At 30.3% G+C, this 22,012-nt stretch carries 22 protein-coding genes and 2 riboswitches; of the genes, 3 read left to right on the forward strand and 19 right to left on the reverse strand.

Features of this window, described 5'->3' with window-relative positions; translation table 11 throughout:
* Positions 1–20 precede the first annotated feature (20 nt).
* From cobA to KPL44_RS00460, 15 genes are all read right to left on the reverse strand, one after another.
* Entirely contained in the window at positions 21–1,478 is a 1,458-nt protein-coding gene (gene cobA / locus KPL44_RS00390; protein WP_216246405.1) for a uroporphyrinogen-III C-methyltransferase, read from the reverse strand.
* A 28-nt stretch (positions 1,479–1,506) separates the two neighbouring features.
* Positions 1,507–2,382: a hydroxymethylbilane synthase gene (hemC, locus tag KPL44_RS00395; protein WP_216104111.1), complete on the reverse strand. Its 876-nt coding sequence runs from the start codon at positions 2,380–2,382 to the stop codon at positions 1,507–1,509.
* Entirely contained in the window at positions 2,379–3,077 is a 699-nt protein-coding gene (locus KPL44_RS00400) for an NAD(P)-dependent oxidoreductase (protein ID WP_216246408.1), read from the reverse strand. Before KPL44_RS00400 ends, hemC begins: the two co-directional genes overlap by 4 nt.
* Complete coding sequence (hemA, locus tag KPL44_RS00405; RefSeq protein WP_216246410.1) at positions 3,041–4,225, reverse strand: glutamyl-tRNA reductase; 1,185 nt, start codon at positions 4,223–4,225, stop codon at positions 3,041–3,043. Before hemA ends, KPL44_RS00400 begins: the two co-directional genes overlap by 37 nt.
* 47 nt (positions 4,226–4,272) lie before the next feature.
* Complete coding sequence (gene cbiB / locus KPL44_RS00410; protein WP_216247090.1) at positions 4,273–5,223, reverse strand: adenosylcobinamide-phosphate synthase CbiB; 951 nt, start codon at positions 5,221–5,223, stop codon at positions 4,273–4,275.
* 320 nt (positions 5,224–5,543) lie between these two features.
* Entirely contained in the window at positions 5,544–7,088 is a 1,545-nt protein-coding gene (locus KPL44_RS00415) for a cobyric acid synthase (protein WP_216246414.1), read from the reverse strand.
* A 144-nt stretch (positions 7,089–7,232) separates the two neighbouring features.
* Positions 7,233–7,457, reverse strand: a riboswitch (cobalamin riboswitch).
* A 160-nt stretch (positions 7,458–7,617) separates the two neighbouring features.
* On the reverse strand, positions 7,618–8,472 hold the full coding sequence (locus tag KPL44_RS00420) for an energy-coupling factor ABC transporter ATP-binding protein (protein WP_216246416.1): 855 nt from the start codon (positions 8,470–8,472) through the stop codon (positions 7,618–7,620).
* A 74-nt stretch (positions 8,473–8,546) separates the two neighbouring features.
* Positions 8,547–9,329 (reverse strand): cobalt ECF transporter T component CbiQ, encoded by a 783-nt coding sequence (gene cbiQ / locus KPL44_RS00425; protein ID WP_216246418.1) that lies wholly within the window; start codon positions 9,327–9,329, stop codon positions 8,547–8,549.
* Positions 9,326–9,679, reverse strand: coding sequence for an energy-coupling factor ABC transporter substrate-binding protein (locus tag KPL44_RS00430; protein ID WP_216246420.1), 354 nt, complete (start codon positions 9,677–9,679; stop codon positions 9,326–9,328). The genes cbiQ and KPL44_RS00430 overlap by 4 nt, the downstream gene beginning before the upstream one ends.
* Positions 9,680–9,684: 5 nt before the next feature.
* Complete coding sequence (locus tag KPL44_RS00435) at positions 9,685–10,425, reverse strand: energy-coupling factor ABC transporter permease (RefSeq protein WP_216246423.1); 741 nt, start codon at positions 10,423–10,425, stop codon at positions 9,685–9,687.
* Positions 10,426–10,595: 170 nt separating this feature from the next.
* A riboswitch (cobalamin riboswitch) is annotated at positions 10,596–10,778 on the reverse strand.
* A gap of 153 nt (positions 10,779–10,931) precedes the next feature.
* On the reverse strand, positions 10,932–11,594 hold the full coding sequence (trmB, locus tag KPL44_RS00440) for a tRNA (guanosine(46)-N7)-methyltransferase TrmB (protein ID WP_216246425.1): 663 nt from the start codon (positions 11,592–11,594) through the stop codon (positions 10,932–10,934).
* A 49-nt stretch (positions 11,595–11,643) separates the two neighbouring features.
* On the reverse strand, positions 11,644–12,264 hold the full coding sequence (locus KPL44_RS00445; protein ID WP_216247091.1) for a site-2 protease family protein: 621 nt from the start codon (positions 12,262–12,264) through the stop codon (positions 11,644–11,646).
* Between the two features lie 152 nt (positions 12,265–12,416).
* The gene (locus KPL44_RS00450) at positions 12,417–13,445 is read right to left on the reverse strand and encodes a hypothetical protein (protein ID WP_216246427.1); all 1,029 of its coding nucleotides are present in this window, start codon (positions 13,443–13,445) and stop codon (positions 12,417–12,419) included.
* 47 nt (positions 13,446–13,492) lie between these two features.
* Positions 13,493–14,500, reverse strand: coding sequence for a phosphodiester glycosidase family protein (locus KPL44_RS00455; protein WP_216246429.1), 1,008 nt, complete (start codon positions 14,498–14,500; stop codon positions 13,493–13,495).
* A 283-nt stretch (positions 14,501–14,783) separates the two neighbouring features.
* Positions 14,784–16,196: a PhoH family protein gene (locus KPL44_RS00460; RefSeq protein ID WP_216246432.1), complete on the reverse strand. Its 1,413-nt coding sequence runs from the start codon at positions 16,194–16,196 to the stop codon at positions 14,784–14,786.
* Positions 16,197–16,375: 179 nt separating this feature from the next.
* On the opposite strand from KPL44_RS00460, the gene KPL44_RS00465 reads away from it, so the two are divergent.
* Complete coding sequence (locus KPL44_RS00465) at positions 16,376–16,786, forward strand: Fur family transcriptional regulator (RefSeq protein WP_216246434.1); 411 nt, start codon at positions 16,376–16,378, stop codon at positions 16,784–16,786.
* Between the two features lie 91 nt (positions 16,787–16,877).
* On the opposite strand, the gene KPL44_RS00470 is transcribed toward KPL44_RS00465, so the two are convergent.
* Positions 16,878–18,131 carry an ABC transporter substrate-binding protein gene (locus tag KPL44_RS00470; RefSeq protein WP_216246436.1) on the reverse strand — a complete coding sequence of 418 codons (1,254 nt, stop codon included), beginning with the start codon at positions 18,129–18,131 and terminating at the stop codon, positions 16,878–16,880.
* A gap of 104 nt (positions 18,132–18,235) precedes the next feature.
* Between KPL44_RS00470 and KPL44_RS00475 the strand changes: the two genes are divergently transcribed.
* Both KPL44_RS00475 and KPL44_RS00480 read left to right on the forward strand, forming a co-directional pair.
* Positions 18,236–19,201 carry a VCBS repeat-containing protein gene (locus tag KPL44_RS00475; protein WP_216246438.1) on the forward strand — a complete coding sequence of 322 codons (966 nt, stop codon included), beginning with the start codon at positions 18,236–18,238 and terminating at the stop codon, positions 19,199–19,201.
* 285 nt (positions 19,202–19,486) lie between these two features.
* Positions 19,487–19,864 (forward strand): bactofilin family protein, encoded by a 378-nt coding sequence (locus KPL44_RS00480; protein WP_216246440.1) that lies wholly within the window; start codon positions 19,487–19,489, stop codon positions 19,862–19,864.
* 74 nt (positions 19,865–19,938) lie between these two features.
* Here KPL44_RS00480 and KPL44_RS00485 read toward each other — a convergent pair whose 3' ends face one another.
* From KPL44_RS00485 to KPL44_RS00495, 3 genes are all read right to left on the reverse strand, one after another.
* Positions 19,939–20,886: a hypothetical protein gene (locus KPL44_RS00485; protein WP_216246441.1), complete on the reverse strand. Its 948-nt coding sequence runs from the start codon at positions 20,884–20,886 to the stop codon at positions 19,939–19,941.
* A gap of 55 nt (positions 20,887–20,941) precedes the next feature.
* A complete protein-coding gene (locus KPL44_RS00490; RefSeq protein ID WP_216246444.1) occupies positions 20,942–21,166 on the reverse strand; it encodes a hypothetical protein in 225 nt (74 codons plus the stop codon).
* A gap of 121 nt (positions 21,167–21,287) precedes the next feature.
* Positions 21,288–21,713 carry a hypothetical protein gene (locus KPL44_RS00495; RefSeq protein ID WP_253201568.1) on the reverse strand — a complete coding sequence of 142 codons (426 nt, stop codon included), beginning with the start codon at positions 21,711–21,713 and terminating at the stop codon, positions 21,288–21,290.
* Between the last annotated feature and the right edge of the window lie 299 nt (positions 21,714–22,012).

The following is a 22,012-nucleotide window of genomic DNA, read 5'->3' on the forward strand; positions in this document are numbered from 1 at the left end:
TCTCTACTATTAAATCATTATTACATTTCTAAAAGTTTATTTATAACACCTTCTACGCTATAAACATCACATATAGTTGGGTTCACTCCTACGTCTATTAGTGCTTTTGCAGTTATTGGTCCTATAGCAATTGCTTTTTTAGATTGTATAGTTTCAATTCCTACCATCTTAATCATATTTTTAACTGTTGATGGTGAAGTAAAGACTATTACATCTACATCTTCAATTCCATTATCAGATTTTAATTTACCACAAATAGTTTCATAAGTGAAAACTTCCTCAACAATGCATCCGATATTTCTTAATGCTTCAACTAAATAAGGCCTTGCATCTTTTGACCTAGGTACTAACACCTTGTCATATTCTTTTACATAACCCCTCATTTTATCAAACAAACTCTCAGCAACAAAATGATCTGCCACAATATCTGGTATAATGCCTCTGTTTTCAATAGCCTTCGCAGTAGCTGGTCCTATTGCTGCAACTTTAGCTTTAAGTTTTCTAACATCAAATTTGATATCTCTTAAGTAATCAAAAAAGTAATTAACTCCATTTACACTTGTTAATGTTATGAAATCATAACCCGTAAGCCTCCCCTTGCATTTTTCTAAGTTAATTGAAGTATCTTTAAATTCAATAGAATTTATTTCAAACACCTCTGCTCCTAAATCTATCAATTCTTCCCTTAATTCTTTTGCTTGAGCTTTTGACCTAGTTATACAAATATTCTTACCAAATAGCGGTTTCTTCTCATACCAATTAAATTGATCATTAAACTGGATTACTTCTCCTACTACAATAATACAAGGAGAAGATATTTCTGCTTCTTGAACCTTGCCTATAATATCTATTAAAGTTCCTACTACCTTTTTTTGCTTCGATGTAGTTCCTCTCATTATTACTGCGCAAGGTGTACTTTTATTTTTTCCATTAAATATAAGATTTTGTGCTATCTTTTCTAAGTTTTTAAATCCCATCATAAACACTAAAGTTCCACCAAGGCTTGCAACTGCCTTCCAATCAATCTCTAGTTTTTCCGCACTCATAGCAGTGAATACATGAAAACTTTGAGCTATTCCTCTATGAGTTATAGGTATTCCAGCATAACTTAGTACTGCTATTGGCGAGGTTATTCCTGGTATAACTTCGAATTCAATATTTTCGCTAAGAAGAGCTAAGGCTTCCTCTCCACCCCTTCCAAATACAAATGGATCTCCGCCCTTAATCCTTCCAACAATGTTGCCTTCTTTAGCAAGAGTTACTAACATATCATTTATTTCATCCTGAGTTTTATAATGACACCCTGGCTCTTTTCCACAATAATATATTAAGCAATCTGCTTTTAGATATTTAAGTATACTAGTACTCGCAAGCCTATCATACATAACCGCTGTACATTTTCCAAGCATTCTTATAGCTTTAAGAGTTATTAACTCCTCATCTCCTGGGCCTACTCCCATTAAATAAACCTTTCCCATTGTATCCACTCCTTATTTTTTCATAAGCCTATTTGTTTTCAAGTATCTTCTTAGCTAAATCATCTCCTAATTTTATATAATCATTTTTATCTCCCGATAATTGTTTTTTAACTATTTTTCCATTTACTCTATATACTCCAGTCATATGCATAAGGTCATTATCAAGATAAGCATATGCTCCTATACAATCGTGACAATCTCCATTAAGCGTTGCCATAAAACTTCGCTCAGCATCTACACATATTCTAGCATCATAACAATCTAATTTTTTAATCATATTTATTTGTGGATGATTTTTAACCATTTCTATTCCTAGTGCGCCTTGAGCTATTGCTGGTACTATCTCATCTATGCTAAAATAATTAGTAATTATATTTTCCATGCCTAGCCTTTTTAGACCTGCCGCTGCCAGTATTATTCCATCTAGATTTTCCTTTTTTATCTTTGCTATTCTAGTCTGTACATTACCCCTTATAGGGACAATTTCTATATCTGGTCTTAAAATTTTAATTTGTGTACCCCGTCTTATACTGCTGGTACCTATTCTTGCACCCTCATGTAAATCATAGAAGCTGATGTTATCAAATGCAACAAATGCATCTCTAACATCTTCCCTCACTGGGATTGCGACTATTTCAAACTCTTTTGGAACATCATATGGAACATCTTTCATGCTATGTACTGCCATATCAGCTTTTTGCTCTATCATTGCAAACTCTATTTCCTTTACAAAAAGTCCTTTACCGCCTATTTTATCCAAAGTAACATTTAGAATTTTATCTCCCTTTGTTTCAATTAGCACCTTCTCTGAATCAATATCGAACTTTTCTTTAATCATAGCCATAATTGTATTTGCTTGAACTTGTGCAAGTTCACTTCTTCTAGTTCCTATATTAATTTTCAAAATCTTGCCCTCCTCAAATCCTTACCTTCCGACATCACCCCTGGGGTAGATACCGATCCAATTTCATAAAACATTTCTAAGATAATATTCTGGACATCCTTAGTATAGAAAAAAAAGAAATCCTCACTACATACAAAATTCATGATTTCTTTTTTTTCTGACCGCATCTTAACTATATTTCTAATACTACAAGTATAATCTATAAAATTCGAATACTCATAAATTTTATCTTCTATAATTTTTGACATAAAAAGTGATGTTTTTGGACTACCACCTTTAGTATGTAATGCAAACTTCATATTAGAAGTATCCCTTTGAACTGGTTTAACTACTAACCCCTGCGTGAAATCTTCACAGTTTAAATATAACTTACACTTCTCATCACAATAATTTTTTATAGATTCATTTATAATATTATTATTTGTTGCAATAATTACAATATGATTAATATCAACATAAGACTCTTTATACTCATCTTTTATTAATTTTATATTAGAAACATCTTTTAACTTATAAAACTTTTTGTTAAATTCCTTTGAAACTACTGTAATATTACAGCCTTCCTTTGAAAACGTTCCACATTTTATAAAAGCAGCCTCTCCCCCACCAACAATAAGTATGTTAACCTTACTAGATAAGAGTGAAATCATGGTATAATTTATTGCTGAAAAATCCTGCTTATTATATCCACGCATTCCTTAGACCTCCCCTTCAAATGTTCCTCCTTTAAAACCTGTATAGCCTTATTTACAAAGGCGTTTGAAGTGCTCTTTAATAAAATCTCTGCTAATTTTTCATTATCTTTTGTCTCTTTTTTATGCTTAAAGGTTGCAAGTCTTTCCTTATATATATCCTCACCATTATGTTTTATCATTTTAATAAAAGGAGACAACTCTTCTATAGTTTTCCACTCTACAAATTCCCTTATGGCTTTATCCACAATATATCTATTATTTTTCATTGAATCCTTACGTATTTTAAAATTTGCATCATGAATATCCCTTATCTTATCTATATCATAAACTTCATATAAAGGATTTCCACTTACTATTTCCTCAATGTCCCTTGGCACAGCTAAATCAAACAATAATAAGTGCTTACTTGGCAACTCATTCAAACGAACCACCGTATGAGGAGCTGTGGTACAAGATATAACACAATCTACCTTTTCATAATTTTTTTGTATATCATTAAAAGGTATTATTTTCACTCGTGGGTCCTCTATATCAACCTTTTGAGCATCCCTAACCGCAATATATAGTGAATCTATTTTTTCTGCTAGTATATATTTTGTAGTTAATTGTCCAACCGTACCATAACCTAATATCATAAAATTTTTGTATCCCATATCTATTGCCTTTTTAACTACCATTGATGACGAGGAAACTGGTATTTCACCTGTTTTAGATTTAGTTCTAAAATTCTTGCCACAAGCAATAGCATTTTCGAAAAGCCTCTGAAATTCCTTTTTAGTCGCCCCAGAGTCTTTCGCCACTTCATACGCATCCCTAACTTGACCTAGTATTTGGTCTTCCCCAAGTAATAGTGAATCAAATCCACAAACTACCTCCATTAAGTGCTGTACTGCTTTTTCTTCCTTATAATTAAATACACACTTTATTAAAGTCTCATCCCAATTTAGTACATTAAATATTTTCTTAACAATATCTTCATCTTTTGACTTAAAATATATTTCTATCCGATTACAAGTACTTAAAATAACCGCCTCATCGCAAATATTAACAAGAGCCGCAAGGGACCTTTCTTGACGTTTTGGTATAATTGAAAGTTTTTCTCTAATTTCTATTTTAACATCATGCTTTACCCCTATAAGTTGTATCACTATATCATCTCCAAAAATACTTAACTATTGATAATTCTTCATATTTATTATTTATATATATTGGCACATATTTCGTATATTACACATATTAATGTTATATAAAACAATGATCCATACATTAATTTTATTGTATCCACAATATGTTCCCTACCTAAATCTTTTATTCTATTTCCTATAGTTGGTTTATACATTTTCTCTCCAAAATATACGTTTGTTCCACCTAATTGAACCCTCATAGCTCCTGCCACTGCACCTTCAGGATAAGCACAATTAGGGCTTTTATGATTTTTTCTATCCCTTATCATGACTTTTATACTATCTAAAATATTTCCCCTAACAATTGGAGCTGCAAGACAGATTAAAAATCCAGTTAATCTTGCAGGCACATAATTAAATACATCATCTGTTTTTGCTGGAAAGAATCCAATATACTTATATTTTTCATTCATATATCCAAGCATTGAGTCCATAGTATTTATACCCTTATACATCATAGCTAGTGGCGCTCCCCCTAGTATTGCATACAATATGGGAGCTATAACACCATCCGCCGTATTCTCCGCAATGGTCTCCACATCTGCTCTAACTATTTCATCCACGCTAAGGTCTTTAGTATCTCTTCCTACAATATACGATAATTTAACTCTAGCGTCATCAATATCATTTTTAACCAAAGCATCATAAACCTTAATACCCTCCGTGTGGAGGCATCTTGTTGCTATTGTTGTCCAAAGCAAAATGATATTAAGAATATTATATACCCAAAAGAACTCTTTGGATATTCTTAAAATTATAAATGGAACTAAAAAACTAGAAAATGCTACTATAACTACAATTACTCCTCCAAATATTTTAATTTGCTTATTAGTTTTACATAACTTTCTACCTAATTTATCTAAGACCCTAATAAGTTTGCCTATATAAATCACCGGATGTTTAAACCAATACGGATCTCCAATTAATAAATCTAACAAAATTGCTGCTATTAAATCCATTATATTCATTTGAAACAACATTTCCATTATAATTCCTCACTATCTTATTTTTCCTACTATTAGTTCTTAACTGTCCCCGCCTTTTAGAAACACTGAATACTAATTAGTTATTAACCGTCCCCACCTTTTAGAAACACTAAACACTAATTTGTTGTTAACCGTCCCCACCTTTTAGAAACACTAAACACTAATTAGTTGTTAACCGTCCCCACCTTTTAGAAACACTAAACACTAATTAGTTGTTAACCGTCCCCGCCTTTTAGAAGAACTAAACACTAATTAGTTGTTAACCGTCCCCGCCTTTTAGAAACACTAAACACTAATTAGTTGTTAACCGTCCCCGCCTTAAAAGACTTGTCTCTTTTTTCTATCCCTATGATCTTATAAATCATATTCATATCTATATTGTTTCTTACTATATCTGCAAGCTTGTCTATTTCTTTTTCTCTTAGGCTCTCATAAGTCTTAGATTTTTTAGGTTTTATAGATTTTTTAACTCTTAAGCCATTAATAATAAACTCTCTAAATTCAGTTCCATCAAATACCCCATGAATATACGTACCCATAACATTTCCGCCTTCGTTAATTGCTCCATCAAAGGATAAATTGTGGTTACCTTGCACGGAAGTATCGTCACCGTTTCTATCATATATTTCAAATAGAGGTTTTGCCTTTTCCCCATAACTACATTTACCCATATGTATTTCATAACCATATGTCTTAACATTACTAGTTTTCATGTTAATGCTACGAGCCTTTACTCTTGTAGTTATTTTCTCATCTTCAAATAATGTATCTATATCTAAAAGCTTCATTCCTTCTACTTTATCAAAACTTCCCTCTACACCACTTGGGTCACTTAAACTATTACCTAGCATTTGGTATCCTCCACAAATGCCTAATATTGTTCCTTTGCCACTGTATTGTTTTATAGCGTCCATAAGTCCTGAATCCCTTATGGTAATTAAATCATCAATAGTATTCTTTGTTCCAGGGATTATAAGTAAGTCTGGATTTCCGAGTTCCGCTTTAGTTGTAATAAATCTAACTGATACATCTTCCTCTGCCTTCAATGCATCTAAATCTGTAAAATTTGATATATGCGGAAGTTTTATTACTGCAATGTCAATAGGTGCAGTAATTTTCTTGTTAAATTCTACTGCGCCATCCTCATCTTCAAGGTCTAATCTAAAGTGTGGAACTACCCCTGCGCAAGGAATATGTATAATATCCTCAAGCATTGTAAGTCCTGGCTTTAAAATTTCTAAATCTCCTCTAAATTTATTTATAATAGTAGCTTTAACTCTTTTTTTCTCATCTGCCTTTAGTAAAAGCATAGTTCCTGCAAGTGATGCAAACACACCACCTTTATCTATATCTCCAGCAAGTATTACAGGGGCATCTATAAGTTCTGCCATTCCCATATTCACTATATCTCTTTCCCTTAAATTGATTTCTGCAGGACTACCTGCTCCCTCCATTACTATAATATCAAACTTCTTTTCTAATTCTTCAAACTGTGATTTTAACATATCTTTGAATTTTAGTTTCATATTATGATACTCCATAGCTGTACTATTTCCATAAACCTTTCCATTAACTATAATTTGACACTTTTTATCCGAGGTAGGTTTTAGAAGTATTGGATTCATAAATACTTCCGGCTCAAGACCTGCTGCATATGCTTGAAGCACCTGTGCACGTCCCATTTCTTTTCCATCCAATGTAATATAAGAATTTAATGACATGTTTTGTGACTTGAAAGGACATACAGAAAACCCATCTTGTTTTAAAATTCTACATAACGCCGTAACTAATATGCTTTTCCCAACAGATGAAGCTGTTCCTTGAACCATTATTTTAGCCATTACTTTTTCTCCCTTCCCTCTTGTTTGTCTTTGATTCTTATTTCCATTTTTAAAAATAAAAAACAGCAAGCTATCACACCTGCTGTTATATGCAATTTTTTATTGCACTAACTTAAAACCTACAAGTTCTTTCCCGCCGAAAGCTTAATATTGCTAATTTAGGCAGGTCTCCTGGCTCTTGATAATCACTCCCCTATTACTTACCTTTTTAATACACTAGGCAATTATAAAGTTTGCTGTCAATTACAGTAGCGGGGGCTGCTGTGGACTTACACCACATTCCCTTTTCACCCTATCAATCATCTACTAGTGTAGCTCATCTACTAAAGTAGTTAATCAATAAAAGGCACCTAAAAAATCTATTTAATTTTTACTAATATTTCCAACAGAATAGTCACTTTGATTCTGAAATTTATATATTTCTACAAAATAAGTTTATAACATTAGCTTAGTTATGTCAATAAATATGATTGTAAACCTTTAACTTTAAAAATCCCATTATTAATCAACAATGTAGACCATTCATTTTTTAATCATTGTTGATTATATTCCCATGATTTATTATTTCAAAAAGCTCTTTTTTATTTCTAGGTATTGCTGCCTCTGAATCTATTTTTCCACTGCTCCTAAGCTGCTCAAAAACTTCAAGGATAAATGGCTTTTCAAGGTAACACTCATGAATTAGTTTATCATCCGAAAAAATTTCATAAGGTGTACCTTCCTTAGCTATTTCGCCATCTTTAAGTACTATAATATAATCTGACCACGCATAAGCAAGCTCCACATCATGAGTTGATAATATAACAGTTATTCCTTTTTTGTTTAAATCATCAAATATTTTCACAATTTGTTTTGAATGCTTAGGGTCAAGACTTGAAGTAGGCTCATCGAATACTATTATTTCTGGGTTCATAACAAGTATATCTGCAATTGCCACTCTTTTTTTCTGTCCATAACTTAAAAAATGTACTGCTTTATCTTTATAATCATACATGCCCACATCCATAAGTGCAGCATCCACCCTACGCCTTACTTCTGTCTCGTTTAGCTTTAAGTTCATAGCACCAAATGAAACTTCTTGATATACACTTGCAGAAAATAATTGATTCTCAGGGTCCTGAAACACTATACCTATATTTTTTCTTAATTCTAATAATGACTTTTGATTATACTTTACTTCATTTCCTTTATATATTACATTACCTTTAGTTGGTTTTAAAATACCATTAAAATTCAAGAAAACAGTTGATTTACCTGAACCATTAACCCCAACAAATGATATCTTTTTACCTTTTTCTATTTTTATATTTATATTGTTTAATGCTTTAGTTCCATCTTGATACTTATAACTTAAATTTCTTGTCTCCAATATATATTGACTCATTATATAATCTCCCTGGGGGCTTAAATTTTACAACCTTGAAATATCTTCAAATGATTTTTTTATAATTAAACTCTTTACGAAAATATAATGTTTTTACTAAAACTTACAATTATTAAAAACACCTCTACTAATATAATTAGGGATATATTTTTGTATGAAGTCACATAATGATTTTCCAATAAATTTATATCTCCATCATAACATCTTGATTCCATAGCCATATAAATATCTTGTGACCTTTTGTACGCACTTAAAAACAATGAAATAACTAAATTTCCTAATGAATTGAACCCTCTTCTAAATGTTGAATATCCAAGCCTTGAACTTTGAGATATATAAATCATATTAGCAGTATCTAATAATACAAAAATAAATCTATATATAAGACCCATTAATTCAACAAATAATTTAGGTACTTTAAGTTTTCTAAGCACTGATAAAACTTCAAAAACTGGCGTTGTTAGTGTTAAAAAATATAAACAAGAAACTGCTGCTAGTGACTTAAAAAATAATCTTGCTGCAGTTATTAGGCTATCATAAGTACATCCTAATGTAACATTAAAAATACTAAAACTAAATATTAAGCCTTTACTACTTGTTGCTACATTTATTGCTATTGTTATAACACCCATTATCAAAAAAACTAATGGTATGGACATTAACTCAATATAATTTTTTAATGGTAATTTTCCCTTAAAAACCGTTATAAAACTCATAAGTAATAATATTATTATAGAGTCAGCTATGTTATTAAGTGATATACATACAATTATCGTAGCCATTGAAAAAATAAATTTTTCCATAGGATTAACATTTTTAAGTTTCGAAATATATGCTAACTTGTCTATAGAAATCAATTTTTCTCACCTTCAATTGTTTTCTCTTTCACTTCTATCTCTGCCCTTGCTTTTGCTTTTCCTTTTGCATACCCAAAGAAAAAACATACAACTCCAGATCCGATAGCTGCCTGTAGTGAAAATATAAGACTCTCTATTTCAGCGCTTGGCGGTGTCCAGATTGATGAGAACCAAGGTTTATAATTTGCAGCAATTTTTGTTATCTCATTTTTGGCCAAATCATCTGAACCAGTGAAAGCCGCATGTTTTAGAAATAATAGGGGAATAACAGCAATAGCAACAACAAGTACAGCAAGTATCAAATTTTTTTTAAGCATACTATTATTCTTACTTTTTTTATCGATACTCATCTTTACTATTCCTCCTCTGATAAAACATTTAATTCTTTAAGTTCTTCCTTATTATATTTAGTTAAAAGATTAAATACTATAACTGTTAATATCCCTTCACTTATTGCAAGCGGAAGTTGTGTTACTGCAAATATACTCATAAATTTTATAAGCGATGCCACAAACCCTCCTATTTCATCTGGAAATGCCACTGCAAGTTGAAAAGAAGTTGTAACATATGTCATTAAATCACCAAGCATTGCGGCAGAAAATATAGATATTGATGTTGAAACATTTAATTTCTTTAAAAGTTTGTATACGCCGTAAGATACTATTGGTCCAACTACAGCCATAGAAAAAGTATTAGCTCCAAGAGTTGTGAGTCCTCCATGTGCAAGGAGTAAGGCTTGAAAAATCAAAACTATTAAGCCAAGTACACTCATTACTGTAGGTCCAAATAAAATTGCACCAAGGCCAACCCCTGTTGGATGCGAACAACTTCCTGTAACTGATGGTATTTTAAGTGCTGATAGAACAAATGCAAATGCTCCTACCATTGCAATTAACATCTTAAGTTTTGGATCTATCCTTATTTTTTCCTTTATAGAAAAGTAACCAACAACAATAAACGGTATACATATTGCACCCCAAGTTATACACCATTTCGGCGGTAAAAATCCTTCCATTATGTGCATTGCGAATACATTCCTCGGTATAAACAGCAACATCATTAAAACTCCGAGTGTAACTTGGTATTTCTTTAACATAAAAGCGCCCCCCATATTATTTTATCTGATTTATTTTTTCTTGTAATTTTTTCAAAATAAAAAAAGCCCTTTAACTGGAGCGTTAAAAGGAAACGATTTAAAATTATGTTTAACCATATAAATCAGCAAACAAATTTCTATTACAAAGCCCTCCCTATCACTCGTAGAGTTTATGGTGCAAAACATAGGCAGATATTCTGACTCAAGAATCATTATTTAAGTACGCCTTCCCCGTTTCCGAGTGACATATTGTACTTAAATTCATCTATTACAGCTACGAGATAGTTCAGGATTTTAACCTGATTCCCTTTTAATTAATCAATTTTAATTAAACCTATATTTTATTATTTAATTTTAATAACAATTTAATATGAATACTTACAATACAATAATATCATTATTAATACAAGAAATCAACTACGTAAATTGTCCACATTAATCCATAATTTTATGGAACTAATGTGGACAACTTTGTTAATAACTTTATTTATCTTTTATTAAACTTACTAATTTTCTTTAATTAATTTAGCCCTTAAAAACATAGCTTTCTTACCTATACTTGCAAATTTAGCTTCATATTCCGTAATTACATTTTCTTCAAAACCGCTCTTATGAAGATCATATGTTAAAAATAATATTTCAAAACCACATTGTTTAAAATATTCTACAGAGTCTTCAAACAAGTCTGTATCATCTGTTTTGAACCAAACTTCAGATCCAACTTTTAAAAATTTCTTGTAATTTGTTAAGAATTTAGTGTGAGTTAATCTTCTTTTATTATGTCGTTCTTTTGGCCAAGGGTTACAGAAATTTATATAAATTCTACTTATCTCATCTTTTGCAAATACATCATCAATAAACATAATGTTTAAAGGCATAAGACGTACATTTATATTTTGCTCTGCCTTAACCCCGCGAGCTTCTATAACTTTTCTAAGTGCAAACACTAGTACCTCATCTTTTAAATCTATGCCTACAAAATTAATGTTATCATTTTGCCTAGATTTTTCTGCAATAAAACTGCCCTTACCACATCCAAGCTCTAGATGTATTTCATTTTCATTTTTAAATTCTTCACTCCAATTTCCTTTATGATCATATTGATCTGTTCTTACAATATGGCTGGCTTCTAGTTCCGGCCTAGCCCAATATTTTTTTCTTAAGCGCATATATTTTCTCCTTACATTTATAATAATAACAATTTTTAACTTTACTTTCTTATTGAAGCATTAACGCGATGTTCATAAAAATATTATATACCCAATTAGCTGGCACTTGCACTATATAAGTGAAAACTGATTGATTACCAGGTAATATAGGTAATATTAAAACCAAAAATATCAAAAATTGATATCTAGTAAATGTATCTGACATATTGTAAAAAAACTTTGGAAACAAATCCCTAATTATATGATATCCATCGAATCCTGGCACTGGAACTAAATTAAGAAAAAACAACATACAATTTATAGATACTGTAATCTTTAATATTTCTATAATAATGGTAAGTACCGTACCGTGAATAGGTGAGAATTTCCAGAATAGCACCGTTAAAATTGCAAATACAAACCCTATAATCAAATTTGCAAATGGACCAGCAAATGAAATTTTTAAATCATCCCTATAATAATTTTTATAAGAACTAGGATTTGTTTCAACGGGTTTCGCCCATCCAAATCCCGTTAATATAATCAGAATAAATCCTATTGGATCTATATGAGCAATTGGATTTAGTGTAAGTCTTCCTTGAAATCTAGGAGTTTTATCGCCTAACCTATCCGCTACAATAGCATGTGCATACTCATGGAATGTAAATGCTATTAAAATTGCTGGTATCATTAAAATTTTATACAATATTTGCTGTGTATCCAAATTTACTCCCCCTCACATTCATTTTTTATTAAACTCACTAAATATCTAGTATAAACTTTTAATTTCAAATTTCTTAGTAAACAAAAGACTATGCCAAAGGCATAGTCTGGATCCACTTATTACTTGAAAAGCACAAAAGATATTTTGTTATTTACAAGAGATACTACTCCCTTATTATACAATTGCACAAATTTACCTTTATAGCTAGTTTGAGTTCCAGAACTTATATCTTTTATGACACCTTTTAGTGGATCATTCTGATATATTTTACCGCCAGTTGATAGAAGTAAATTTTCTTTAGCGCAAGGTGTTTGTAAATTAATGGTTTTCCATGTACTAGTATCTTGTGACGTTTTACCATAATAAACTTTGCTTATCAAATTATCTTTTAATTGTGCAAGATAGATATTATCATCATCAGCAGCCCCAATTAAAGTAAGATTATCAACATCACCCACACTTATAGCATTGCTTTTACCGGTAACATATATTTTATTATACACCGAGCCTTCATAGACCAATTTATCTTCATGGCGAATCAATGCGATATTACCCACGAGTTTAGGTATTGTATCTATTTTTGACATATCTGGGTTTCTATCAATTCTATAAATGCTGCTTTTATTAGCATTGTTTGATACCTTCACGTAAATAAGTCCTGTTAAAGTAGATGTTTGAATATCTTCTACTTTAGGGTTAGTACCACCCCAATCTAATTTTATTGTTTTTACTTTTTCACCTTTTACTACATCATAAGAATATAATATTAAATCACTAGATTCATCATCACTTTCTTTTTCTACGAAAACCATTCTATTTCTACCTGGAACCCATGTAGCAAAAGAAACGTTACATCCATCTTCCGACTTTATGTTTTTAGTTTTCCCAGTCGAACAATTAACAATTACCAATTTTTCATCATCGTAATAAGATATATATTTGGCATCATAAGATGCTAATATATTTTTTGCATTTGCTGGTATATTAATATCAACATCTTTGACTTTTGCACTTATATCTTCGACAACTTTTTTGGAAACTGCCTTTGAATCAGTAGCTAAAAAATAATGATCAATGTAAAAGAGACCTAAACATTGCAAAGATAAAGATACTACTATCCATATGCTTATTCTTTTCGTCCAACTCATATTTTTTCTCCTTTAACTTCAAAATATCCTATACTTAAATTTTATACTTATTTTCTACTCTCTATATACATAATTGAAGGTACTGACCTTTCTCCCAAACTATCTGATGGGCTATTAATTATTTCATCATCATAAAATAATGTAGAAGAAGAACCTCCATCTAAGTTAGTAGCGTTAACAGCACCATAATCATATAATACATCTTGTGCTTCCCTTAAAGTAGCTCCTAAACTTTTTGCCTGTCTACCGTCAATTACTAAAAATATTATCGCTCCATCTTTTCTTTGCGCTACACATGTTCTAGGTGCAATACCCCAACCACCATCACCTTTAGTAATAGTTTTTTGTCCATTAACTATAAGTGCTGGTCCAAAAGATACTGCATCAGTTACTCCAGCTGTTTTCATCTCAGAAAGGCTATGAGGACCAACTAATAATTTTCCTGAACTAGTCATTGCTACAACCTCTGTTTTTTTATCTACATCAGTTATATCATTAAAAGCAGTTTTTCCATTGGCCATTATAATTCCAGTTGGATTTGCTCCTGTTCCTGTCCATTTCGATCCATTATCCTCATCTTTAAATCCACCACCATTGATTGCCGCAATTGCATTGTTATCCTTTGCAATATCGCTAGTTATCTGCCCTTCCTTACGAAGCATACTACTATACCCTACTTTTAATCTAGTTGGGTCATTAATTATTAATATGTAACCTTTAAATTTATTTCCTGTTACATCATATCTTTCTATACTATCATCATTTTTATTTTCTACCTTTACACCATCTAAATTATTTTGAACTAAAGTATCCACTGTTTGATCGCTCATAATTTTTGCTATTGCTTCTTTAGATAAAAATGTTGTTGCAAGCCATTGTAATGAATAAGTAGTCATTGCCGCACCTACCACTGTACTCTTCACATTTTTAAAGGGACCATAATAAAGCATAAATGGGCCAGTAATTGTTGTGAAAATCAATTCGAATATTACAAATAACAAAACAAGTGTACTTGTACGCTTTTTGGTTTTTCTCCGTTTTTTTATTTTTCTCATACTTCCCATCCTTTTCTTTATTATGTACTTTTATATTGTACAGTATAATCATATAATTTAATACAACATTTTTATGTTATTTTTGTAAATTAAACTAATATATGATAATTTAATACAAAAGAGAGTATAAAAATTTATACTCTCCTCTATACAAAATCGAGTATAAAAAAAAGAGTATAAATTTTTATGCTCTCTTCTACACAAAAGAAAATATAAAAATTTATACTCTCTTCTATACAAAAGAAAGTATAAATTTTTATACTCTCTTCTATAAATCCCCTTATTATAATTTTTTTGATCCTTCAAATGCTAGAGGAGATCTCTCACATTCATCATATTTTAAAGTCACCTGATAACATAAGTCACTGCCCTTCATTTTTTCGGATGCATAACATAATCCATTTGATCTTTTATCTAGAAAAGGATGATCTATTTGTTCTGGATCACCTATAAGGATCAATTTGGTTCCCTCTCCAGCCCTAGTTATTATTGCTTTTACTTGTTTTGGTGATAAGTTTTGGGCCTCATCTATTATTACCCAATTTTTCACTATTGATCTTCCTCTAAGGTAAGCAACCGCTTCAGTAGTTATAATTCTCCTATCGAACAAGTCTTTTATCTTATCTGATAATTGTTTTTCATTCTTATAACGCTCTTTTTCATCAGATTCCACAAGTATTTCTAAATTATCAAATATTGGCCTCATAAATGGCGAAATCTTTTCTTGCTCTGTACCAGGCAAAAAACCTATTTCTTCATCCATAGTAACATTGGGCCTGCAAATTAAAATTCTTCTGTACTCTTCACTACCAAGGAGTTGTTCACCACCATGGTGGTGTTCGCCACTTTCTTGTAATATCTTTTGAAGGCCTACCGCTAATGAAAATAGTGTTTTAGCAGTTCCAGCTGGACCTTTAATAATTACAAGTGGTGCTTTTACTGAATCAATACTTAAAGATTCTAACATAAATCTCTGCCCAACATTTCTTGGTATAACTCCTAACGGTTTACTGTCTTTATAATAAAGCGGCACTACATTTCTTCCATCATACCTTGCTAATGCAGTTTGTTTTGGATTTTCCATTGAATGCATTATTAAAAATTGATTTGTGTATAAAAATGGAGTAGTATACTCTTCTAACTCCTCATTATATTCAAGCAATACAGTAGCCTCTATACTTTTTTTACTAAAAAACTCCTGAAGCTTTTCTGGAGACACAAATACCTCTATCCTCCCTGTATACTGATTGTCATACTCTGGCACAAATTTTTCATAATAATCTTCTACATTAATATCCGCAGCATCCGCCTTTATACGTAGAAATATATCCTTGGTTATGAGCCAAACATCTTCACCTTGCTCCTTAATACCTTTACATACTTGCAATATTCTATTATCAGCTTTTTCTTTACTCCAAGAAGCCGGAATTTCGGTATCATATTGATTCATTTCAACCCGTAATATTCCTCCACTTTCTAAATCAATGCCCTCGTTTAATTTCCCCTGTTTTCTGAGTTCGTCAATAAGCCTTGCTGAATATCTAGCATTAGCTCCTAAATCACTTTTATCTTTCTTAAAACTATCTAGTTCTTCTAATACTACTTCTGGTATTATTACATCATTATCGCCAAAGGACAATATCGCACTCGGTGAATATAAAATAACATTGGTATCTAGTACATATGTTTTTTTCAAAGTATTAGTTCCCCCTCTCTCTCTATTACTAATATATGTAATTAATTCTATAAATGAATAAAAAACAAAATAAAATTTTACTTTTTATTACTTTTTTATATAATAATAATTTTGACAAGTAATAGCTTTTATTATATAATAAGTTCTATATTATATAATAATATTATAGGATGGTGTATATGGAGAACATTACAACAGTTTTTAAAGAGAAAAAATTAAAGCTTACACCCCAACGCATTGCTGTCTACAAATATTTACAATCTACAAAAGAACATCCTTCAGCTGAAATAATTTACAAAGCTTTACAACCAACATATCCTACTATGAGTTTGGCTACAGTTTATAAAGCATTAAAAACTCTTATAAGCGTTGAACTGATTATAGAACTTAATGTTGGTGAAGGTAATTTTAGATATGATTGTAATATGCTACCTCACCCTCACATACAATGCGTGAATTGTGGTAAAGTTGATGACATAGAAGGTATAAGTTTTTCAAATGTACTTGAAGATGTAAAACAATATACTAATTACGACGTAATAGCAACTAGACTTTATTTTTATGGTTTATGTGAAAATTGTAAAAAATAAATCATTAAATAAAAAGAAGTATGAAATTTAATTTCATACTTCTTTTTATTTAATAATGTACCTTTGAAACATATTTTTTTGTATATTAATATCATTTATAACTTTCCTTTAATATCTCTTCCCACTCTTTAGAACTATAATTTCCATCTATGATCTTTTTCAAGGTCAAAAGTACATTGGTTTTTATCTTTTTAGGTAAATTATATAATATAGGTATGCTATTGTCATTAGCCTTATACATATGTTGAACCATTGATTTACCAATACCTAATATTTTATTATTTGCAACTTTATTTCCAGTTATAATTCCCTTTTGCACAAGTCTTGCTTGAGCTTCATCACTATATACATATTGAATAAAACCATCTGCACTATCCCTATTTTTTGCATTTACAGGGATACTTAATATAGAGTTAATTATAATAGGCATATTTGCCCCAAACTTTGAATTATTATCATAGTCTTTAATTACACCTATATTATTTCCATTAAGTTTAGGATTATAATATGAAGCACACATGAGTAGTGGTGAATCACCAGTATTAAAATTAGTAACACTTTGCTCATTACCTAACTCAAAAGAATCTTTTGTAATTCCATTGTTTTTAGTAAGCAAGTTAAATTCATCAAATACTCCTTGCATATTTTTAAGTTTCTTATAGCCTTGCTCACCACTATCATAACTTTCCTCAACCTCATGAGTATTTATGCCTGTGCTAGCTATTAATGAAAACAAAATACCACTCGCATCTATATCTTCATTTAGTACGACAGGTGTCTTCAATCCCTTACCATTAATTTGCTTTAACACATTTAACCACTCTTTTAAATTATTAGGATTAGCTATTTTTAGCTTTTCTAAGTTTGCTTTATTATAAAATAATTCAATAGAATATGGTACAACCCCTATTCCATAATATTTATCACCTATTCTTCCATAAGAACTCATAATATTAAAATATCTACTATTAATATTGTTGTCCTCATATGTTCCATCCATATCACTTAGAACTCCCTTTTTACTAAGTTCAATAAAATCATTTCTACTCGTGAACATCACATCTATTTCTGTACCCAAATTAATTGTATCCATAATGTTACTTTTATCACCTATTATATCATTTAATTTTATTACAACATCTGGATTGTTTTTTTTGTAATCATCAATTAAAAACTTATTTATTTTATAAGAATGTTCATCTGTCGTATCTAGAAATATATTTAATTTTTTTTGATCTTCACTCTTTTTATCACTTCCCCATTTGCAAGATGACAAACTAAACACCGTAATTAGAATTAAAAGAACTATACATATGTTTCTTAAAAATTTATTTGATTTTCTCATAAGTTCACCTCATTATATTATTAAATGTTAATTTTTAAGATTTATTAAATATAAATTAATTAAATATGCAGTTGTTACATATAATTTAAGGGGGGGTGGAATAAATGAAGATACAGATAATATTTTTAAAAAAGAAATATATTTATTATGTTTTAGGCATTATCATTTTTACCATATCGCTTACATTTTTATTTCTTTTCAAAACAAGTGCAATAAGTACATTTAATATCGTAAATGAAGCAAAAATGATGCAAGTTGATTTAACAGGTGATGGAACTAAGGATATACTCTACATAAAAACAGATGCTGATAAATACTTTATTCAAATAAATTCTGGAGACAAATCCTATTATTTAGAACCTTCTAAAAAAATCAACACCGTTGGCAATTATTATCTGCAGTGGCCTATGAGACTAACATTAATGGACATATCTAGAAACAACGTACCTGAAATATTTACTCAAGCATCTGTAAATAATAAAGCAGTGCAGCATGTTTTCCTTTGGACTGGTGAAAAATATGAAGATATATTTAGCAGCACAAACAATATTTTAGGTTTTGTAGACAGTAAAAATAATAAAACACCTAAAATGTTATCTGGGAATATCAAAGATGGAAAATTAAATCTTATTAGTTATATTTTTATTCAAGATAGTTTAAAATCTTTTGACTACAACTATGTTGATAATTATATGGGTAAAACCACAGTACTCGGTTTCATAAATCTTATGGCAACCTTTCCAGTTTCTGAATTAACTATACCAAAAGACCTTTTTACATCTGATTTAAATGGTAATGATATTTCACTCTTAAGTGATTTATCCAACAAAAAAGTACAATTAACTTTCCAAGATGGTGTTTTTAAAGATTTCAATTGGGACAAGGATGGTAATGCTAGCGATGTTTTATGGACATTAAATTTTAAAGGAACTAATACAAATGATCTATTAGACCCTAAGGTAAGCGATTTAAAAGAAACAAGAAACTATACTATAGAATTAATTTTAAAGCTTATCCCAAATACTAATAAAGATCCTTCTTTTAAAATTAGCTCTATAGATATCAAGTAAAAACATAAAACTATTACATTATGTATAAAATATTAATATCACTTATAAACTTACAAAAGGGACCGTATTACCGGTCCCAAGGGGGGATGGGGGTTACGCATAAAATGTTTTAATTTTATGCAAATGGAGATTTAAACTCCGATTACATTTATAATATTAACCTTTTTACTTAGTTTTATTCATTATAAATGATAAATTAAAATATTTTTATATAAAGATGGTTTACTACAAACCTATTATGTATATAGGTAATTTAAAATATAATATAAATTGGGGGAATCGTATATGTTTAATAATAAAGAAAAAGATGTAAATAGAATTGAAACTTTAATTGGCCAGCAATGTTCTATAATTGGTTCTTTGAATGGAAATGGTCTTATTAAAATAGATGGTTCTATTGATGGAAATATAATTTGTGAAGATGATATAGTATTAGGTGAAACAGGCAGAATAGAAGGCGATATTACCTGTAATAATGCATATATAAATGGAATAATAAATGGAAATGTCTCTTGCACAAACACCTTAACTATAGAAAGTTGTGGCAAAGTCCGAGGTGATATTTCGGTGAAAAAATTAATGATCTCCGAGGGTGGAATTCTTGATGGCAAATGTACCATGGCAAATTATGAACAACCTGATGACAACATTGATAATTTATAAACATTTTAAATAAAAAAGTAACACATAAGTTTTAAATTTATGTGTTGCTCTTACTAATTTTTATCTATATAATTCTAATGTCTTAAGTTGGAATTTTCCTCTACAATTCTATTTAGCATTCCAAGCTTTTGCTCATCTACTAGATGAGCTAATATATATATAAGTTGCCCCTTATCTTCATCTTCTAGGCCTTCTAAAATACTATGTGTACTTTCCTTAGGACTTGTATGTTTAAATTCAACGTCGTTATTCTCAAAAGAATCATCATTTACAAAAGAATCATTATTTGATATGGAACTCATCATATCATTAAAATCAGAACTATTTAAATCTAAATTATTTAAATCTATTCCAGATAACATATTTGAAATTTCACTTAAATCTATATTTCCCATACCTGAAAATATATTTGTAAATACATTGTCTTGATCATTTTTATTTGAACTTACTATATCATTGTTTTCAGTATCATTGTTTATATTAACCTTATTGTTACTACTACTATTGGTTTTATTATTCTTTGCAACATTTGGTGTAGATTTTACATTACCCGAGTTAGAAGCATTATTTGAGTTTACTTTCATATTATTACTTTGACCACCTAAACTATCCATAAGATTGCCTAAAATATTGTCTTGACCACCTAAACTACCAAGTAAATTACCTAGAATGTTACCGTCCTGCCCACCTAACCCACCTAGTAAATTACCTAACATGTTATTATTGTTACCTCCTAACCCAGAAAGTAAACTCTCAATCATATTTCCACCATTACTAGTCCCATTACCAGTACCATTTCCTGAAAGAAGGCTAGATATTAATCCCACCAAAGGATTTGCACCGTTTCCATTAATCATTTGTGCTAGTTGATTATTAGCATTGTTATTCTGATTATTGTTATTACCATTTCCATCATTACCATTGTTGTTCTGATTATTATTATTATTATTATTATTATTATTATTATTATTCATGTTATTATTATCCATATTATTTCTATCACGCTTATGATGTTTTGACATGTTTATCACCTCATTTATAAATGGGAGAGCATTTAAGCTCCCCCTTATTTTTAAATTAGCATCCGCAGCTCTTCACTGCATTTCCGCCACATCCACCTTTACAGAAACAAAAACCTAGGAATAACAATATTAATAAGAAAGCATTTTTGTTTTCAAGTAGACATGTTCTTTGAAGTATAATTAATAATATTATCGCACAAATCGGATTTGTGCATAGATTTCCTACTGGGCTTACTACAGGTGCTACAGCTACATTTCCACAACATCTTTTTTTAGACATATAAAACTCCCCTTTCTGGGCCAAATTTTAATGTGTTACATATTTCAACTAAAGTTAAGAACATATAATTTATCTATTGTTTACTTAATATATATTTTTCACATATGATTAATTTTCCTAGTTATTCGTCGTCGCAGCCATCTAAATTAATGATATTGTTCGTACATCCTTTGTTTTGTCTTCCATTGCCACTACATACCAATAAAAGAATTAAAATTATTATCCAAATACCACTACCGCCGCCACATCCGCCACCGAATCCACCTAAACCAAAGAATCCATTACCATTACCACTTGATCCACATCTGCAAAGCTCCTTGCAGTGTTTTGGCTCACATCCGCATACAGTACCACTATCTTGTCCTTGACCTTGGCAGCAAAACAAAAGTAATAAAACGATTATCCAAATACCGCTGCCACCACCGAATCCACCGCCACAGTTACCACCATTGTTACATCCGCCGCCATCATTGTTACAATTGCAGCTTTTATTGGAACCATTCTTTTGAGATTCAGCCAATCCACTTAATAAGCTATTCATATCCATCTAAATACCCTCCTTTTAATTGCTCCTTTTAATTACTTTTCTTAATTTACTTTTAAAATCTTTTTCTTTTGTTTCTAATATATACTATTCTCCCAGAAATAAATTGATACAAATTTTCATATAAATACTTATGAAATAAAATGTATCCATATAACTTTCTCCTGCATTCCTTGTAATAAGAGATTAAAACGTGAAATTTCCATTTACAAAATAAGAATTTCTAAATGGAATATGAGAGAAAAAATTGAATATTTACACTACTCTGTTGTACAATTAAATACGGACGCAATATTAGGATA

The organism is Clostridium sp. DSM 17811, from assembly GCF_018861905.1.
Taxonomy (GTDB): domain Bacteria; phylum Bacillota; class Clostridia; order Clostridiales; family Clostridiaceae; genus Clostridium_AD; species Clostridium_AD frigoriphilum.

Excerpts from the sequence above, each read along its gene's own strand:
- KPL44_RS00445 (WP_216247091.1), bottom strand. The coding sequence starts at position 12,264 with ATGATACCAGCAATTTTAATAGCATTTACATTCCATGAGTATGCACAT.
- KPL44_RS00430 (WP_216246420.1), bottom strand. The coding sequence starts at position 9,679 with ATGAGTATCGATAAAAAAAGTAAGAATAATAGTATGCTTAAAAAAAAT.
- KPL44_RS00480 (WP_216246440.1), top strand. The coding sequence starts at position 19,487 with ATGTTTAATAATAAAGAAAAAGATGTAAATAGAATTGAAACTTTAATT.
- KPL44_RS00435 (WP_216246423.1), bottom strand. The coding sequence starts at position 10,425 with ATGTTAAAGAAATACCAAGTTACACTCGGAGTTTTAATGATGTTGCTG.
- KPL44_RS00455 (WP_216246429.1), bottom strand. The coding sequence starts at position 14,500 with ATGAGAAAAATAAAAAAACGGAGAAAAACCAAAAAGCGTACAAGTACA.
- trmB (WP_216246425.1), bottom strand. The coding sequence starts at position 11,594 with ATGCGCTTAAGAAAAAAATATTGGGCTAGGCCGGAACTAGAAGCCAGC.
- KPL44_RS00490 (WP_216246444.1), bottom strand. The coding sequence starts at position 21,166 with ATGTCTAAAAAAAGATGTTGTGGAAATGTAGCTGTAGCACCTGTAGTA.
- KPL44_RS00465 (WP_216246434.1), top strand. The coding sequence starts at position 16,376 with ATGGAGAACATTACAACAGTTTTTAAAGAGAAAAAATTAAAGCTTACA.
- KPL44_RS00495 (WP_253201568.1), bottom strand. The coding sequence starts at position 21,713 with ATGGATATGAATAGCTTATTAAGTGGATTGGCTGAATCTCAAAAGAAT.
- cobA (WP_216246405.1), bottom strand. The coding sequence starts at position 1,478 with ATGGGAAAGGTTTATTTAATGGGAGTAGGCCCAGGAGATGAGGAGTTA.
- KPL44_RS00470 (WP_216246436.1), bottom strand. The coding sequence starts at position 18,131 with ATGAGAAAATCAAATAAATTTTTAAGAAACATATGTATAGTTCTTTTA.
- KPL44_RS00485 (WP_216246441.1), bottom strand. The coding sequence starts at position 20,886 with ATGTCAAAACATCATAAGCGTGATAGAAATAATATGGATAATAATAAC.
- KPL44_RS00420 (WP_216246416.1), bottom strand. The coding sequence starts at position 8,472 with ATGAGTCAATATATATTGGAGACAAGAAATTTAAGTTATAAGTATCAA.
- KPL44_RS00400 (WP_216246408.1), bottom strand. The coding sequence starts at position 3,077 with ATGCGTGGATATAATAAGCAGGATTTTTCAGCAATAAATTATACCATG.
- KPL44_RS00450 (WP_216246427.1), bottom strand. The coding sequence starts at position 13,445 with ATGAGTTGGACGAAAAGAATAAGCATATGGATAGTAGTATCTTTATCT.
- KPL44_RS00415 (WP_216246414.1), bottom strand. The coding sequence starts at position 7,088 with ATGGCTAAAATAATGGTTCAAGGAACAGCTTCATCTGTTGGGAAAAGC.
- KPL44_RS00475 (WP_216246438.1), top strand. The coding sequence starts at position 18,236 with ATGAAGATACAGATAATATTTTTAAAAAAGAAATATATTTATTATGTT.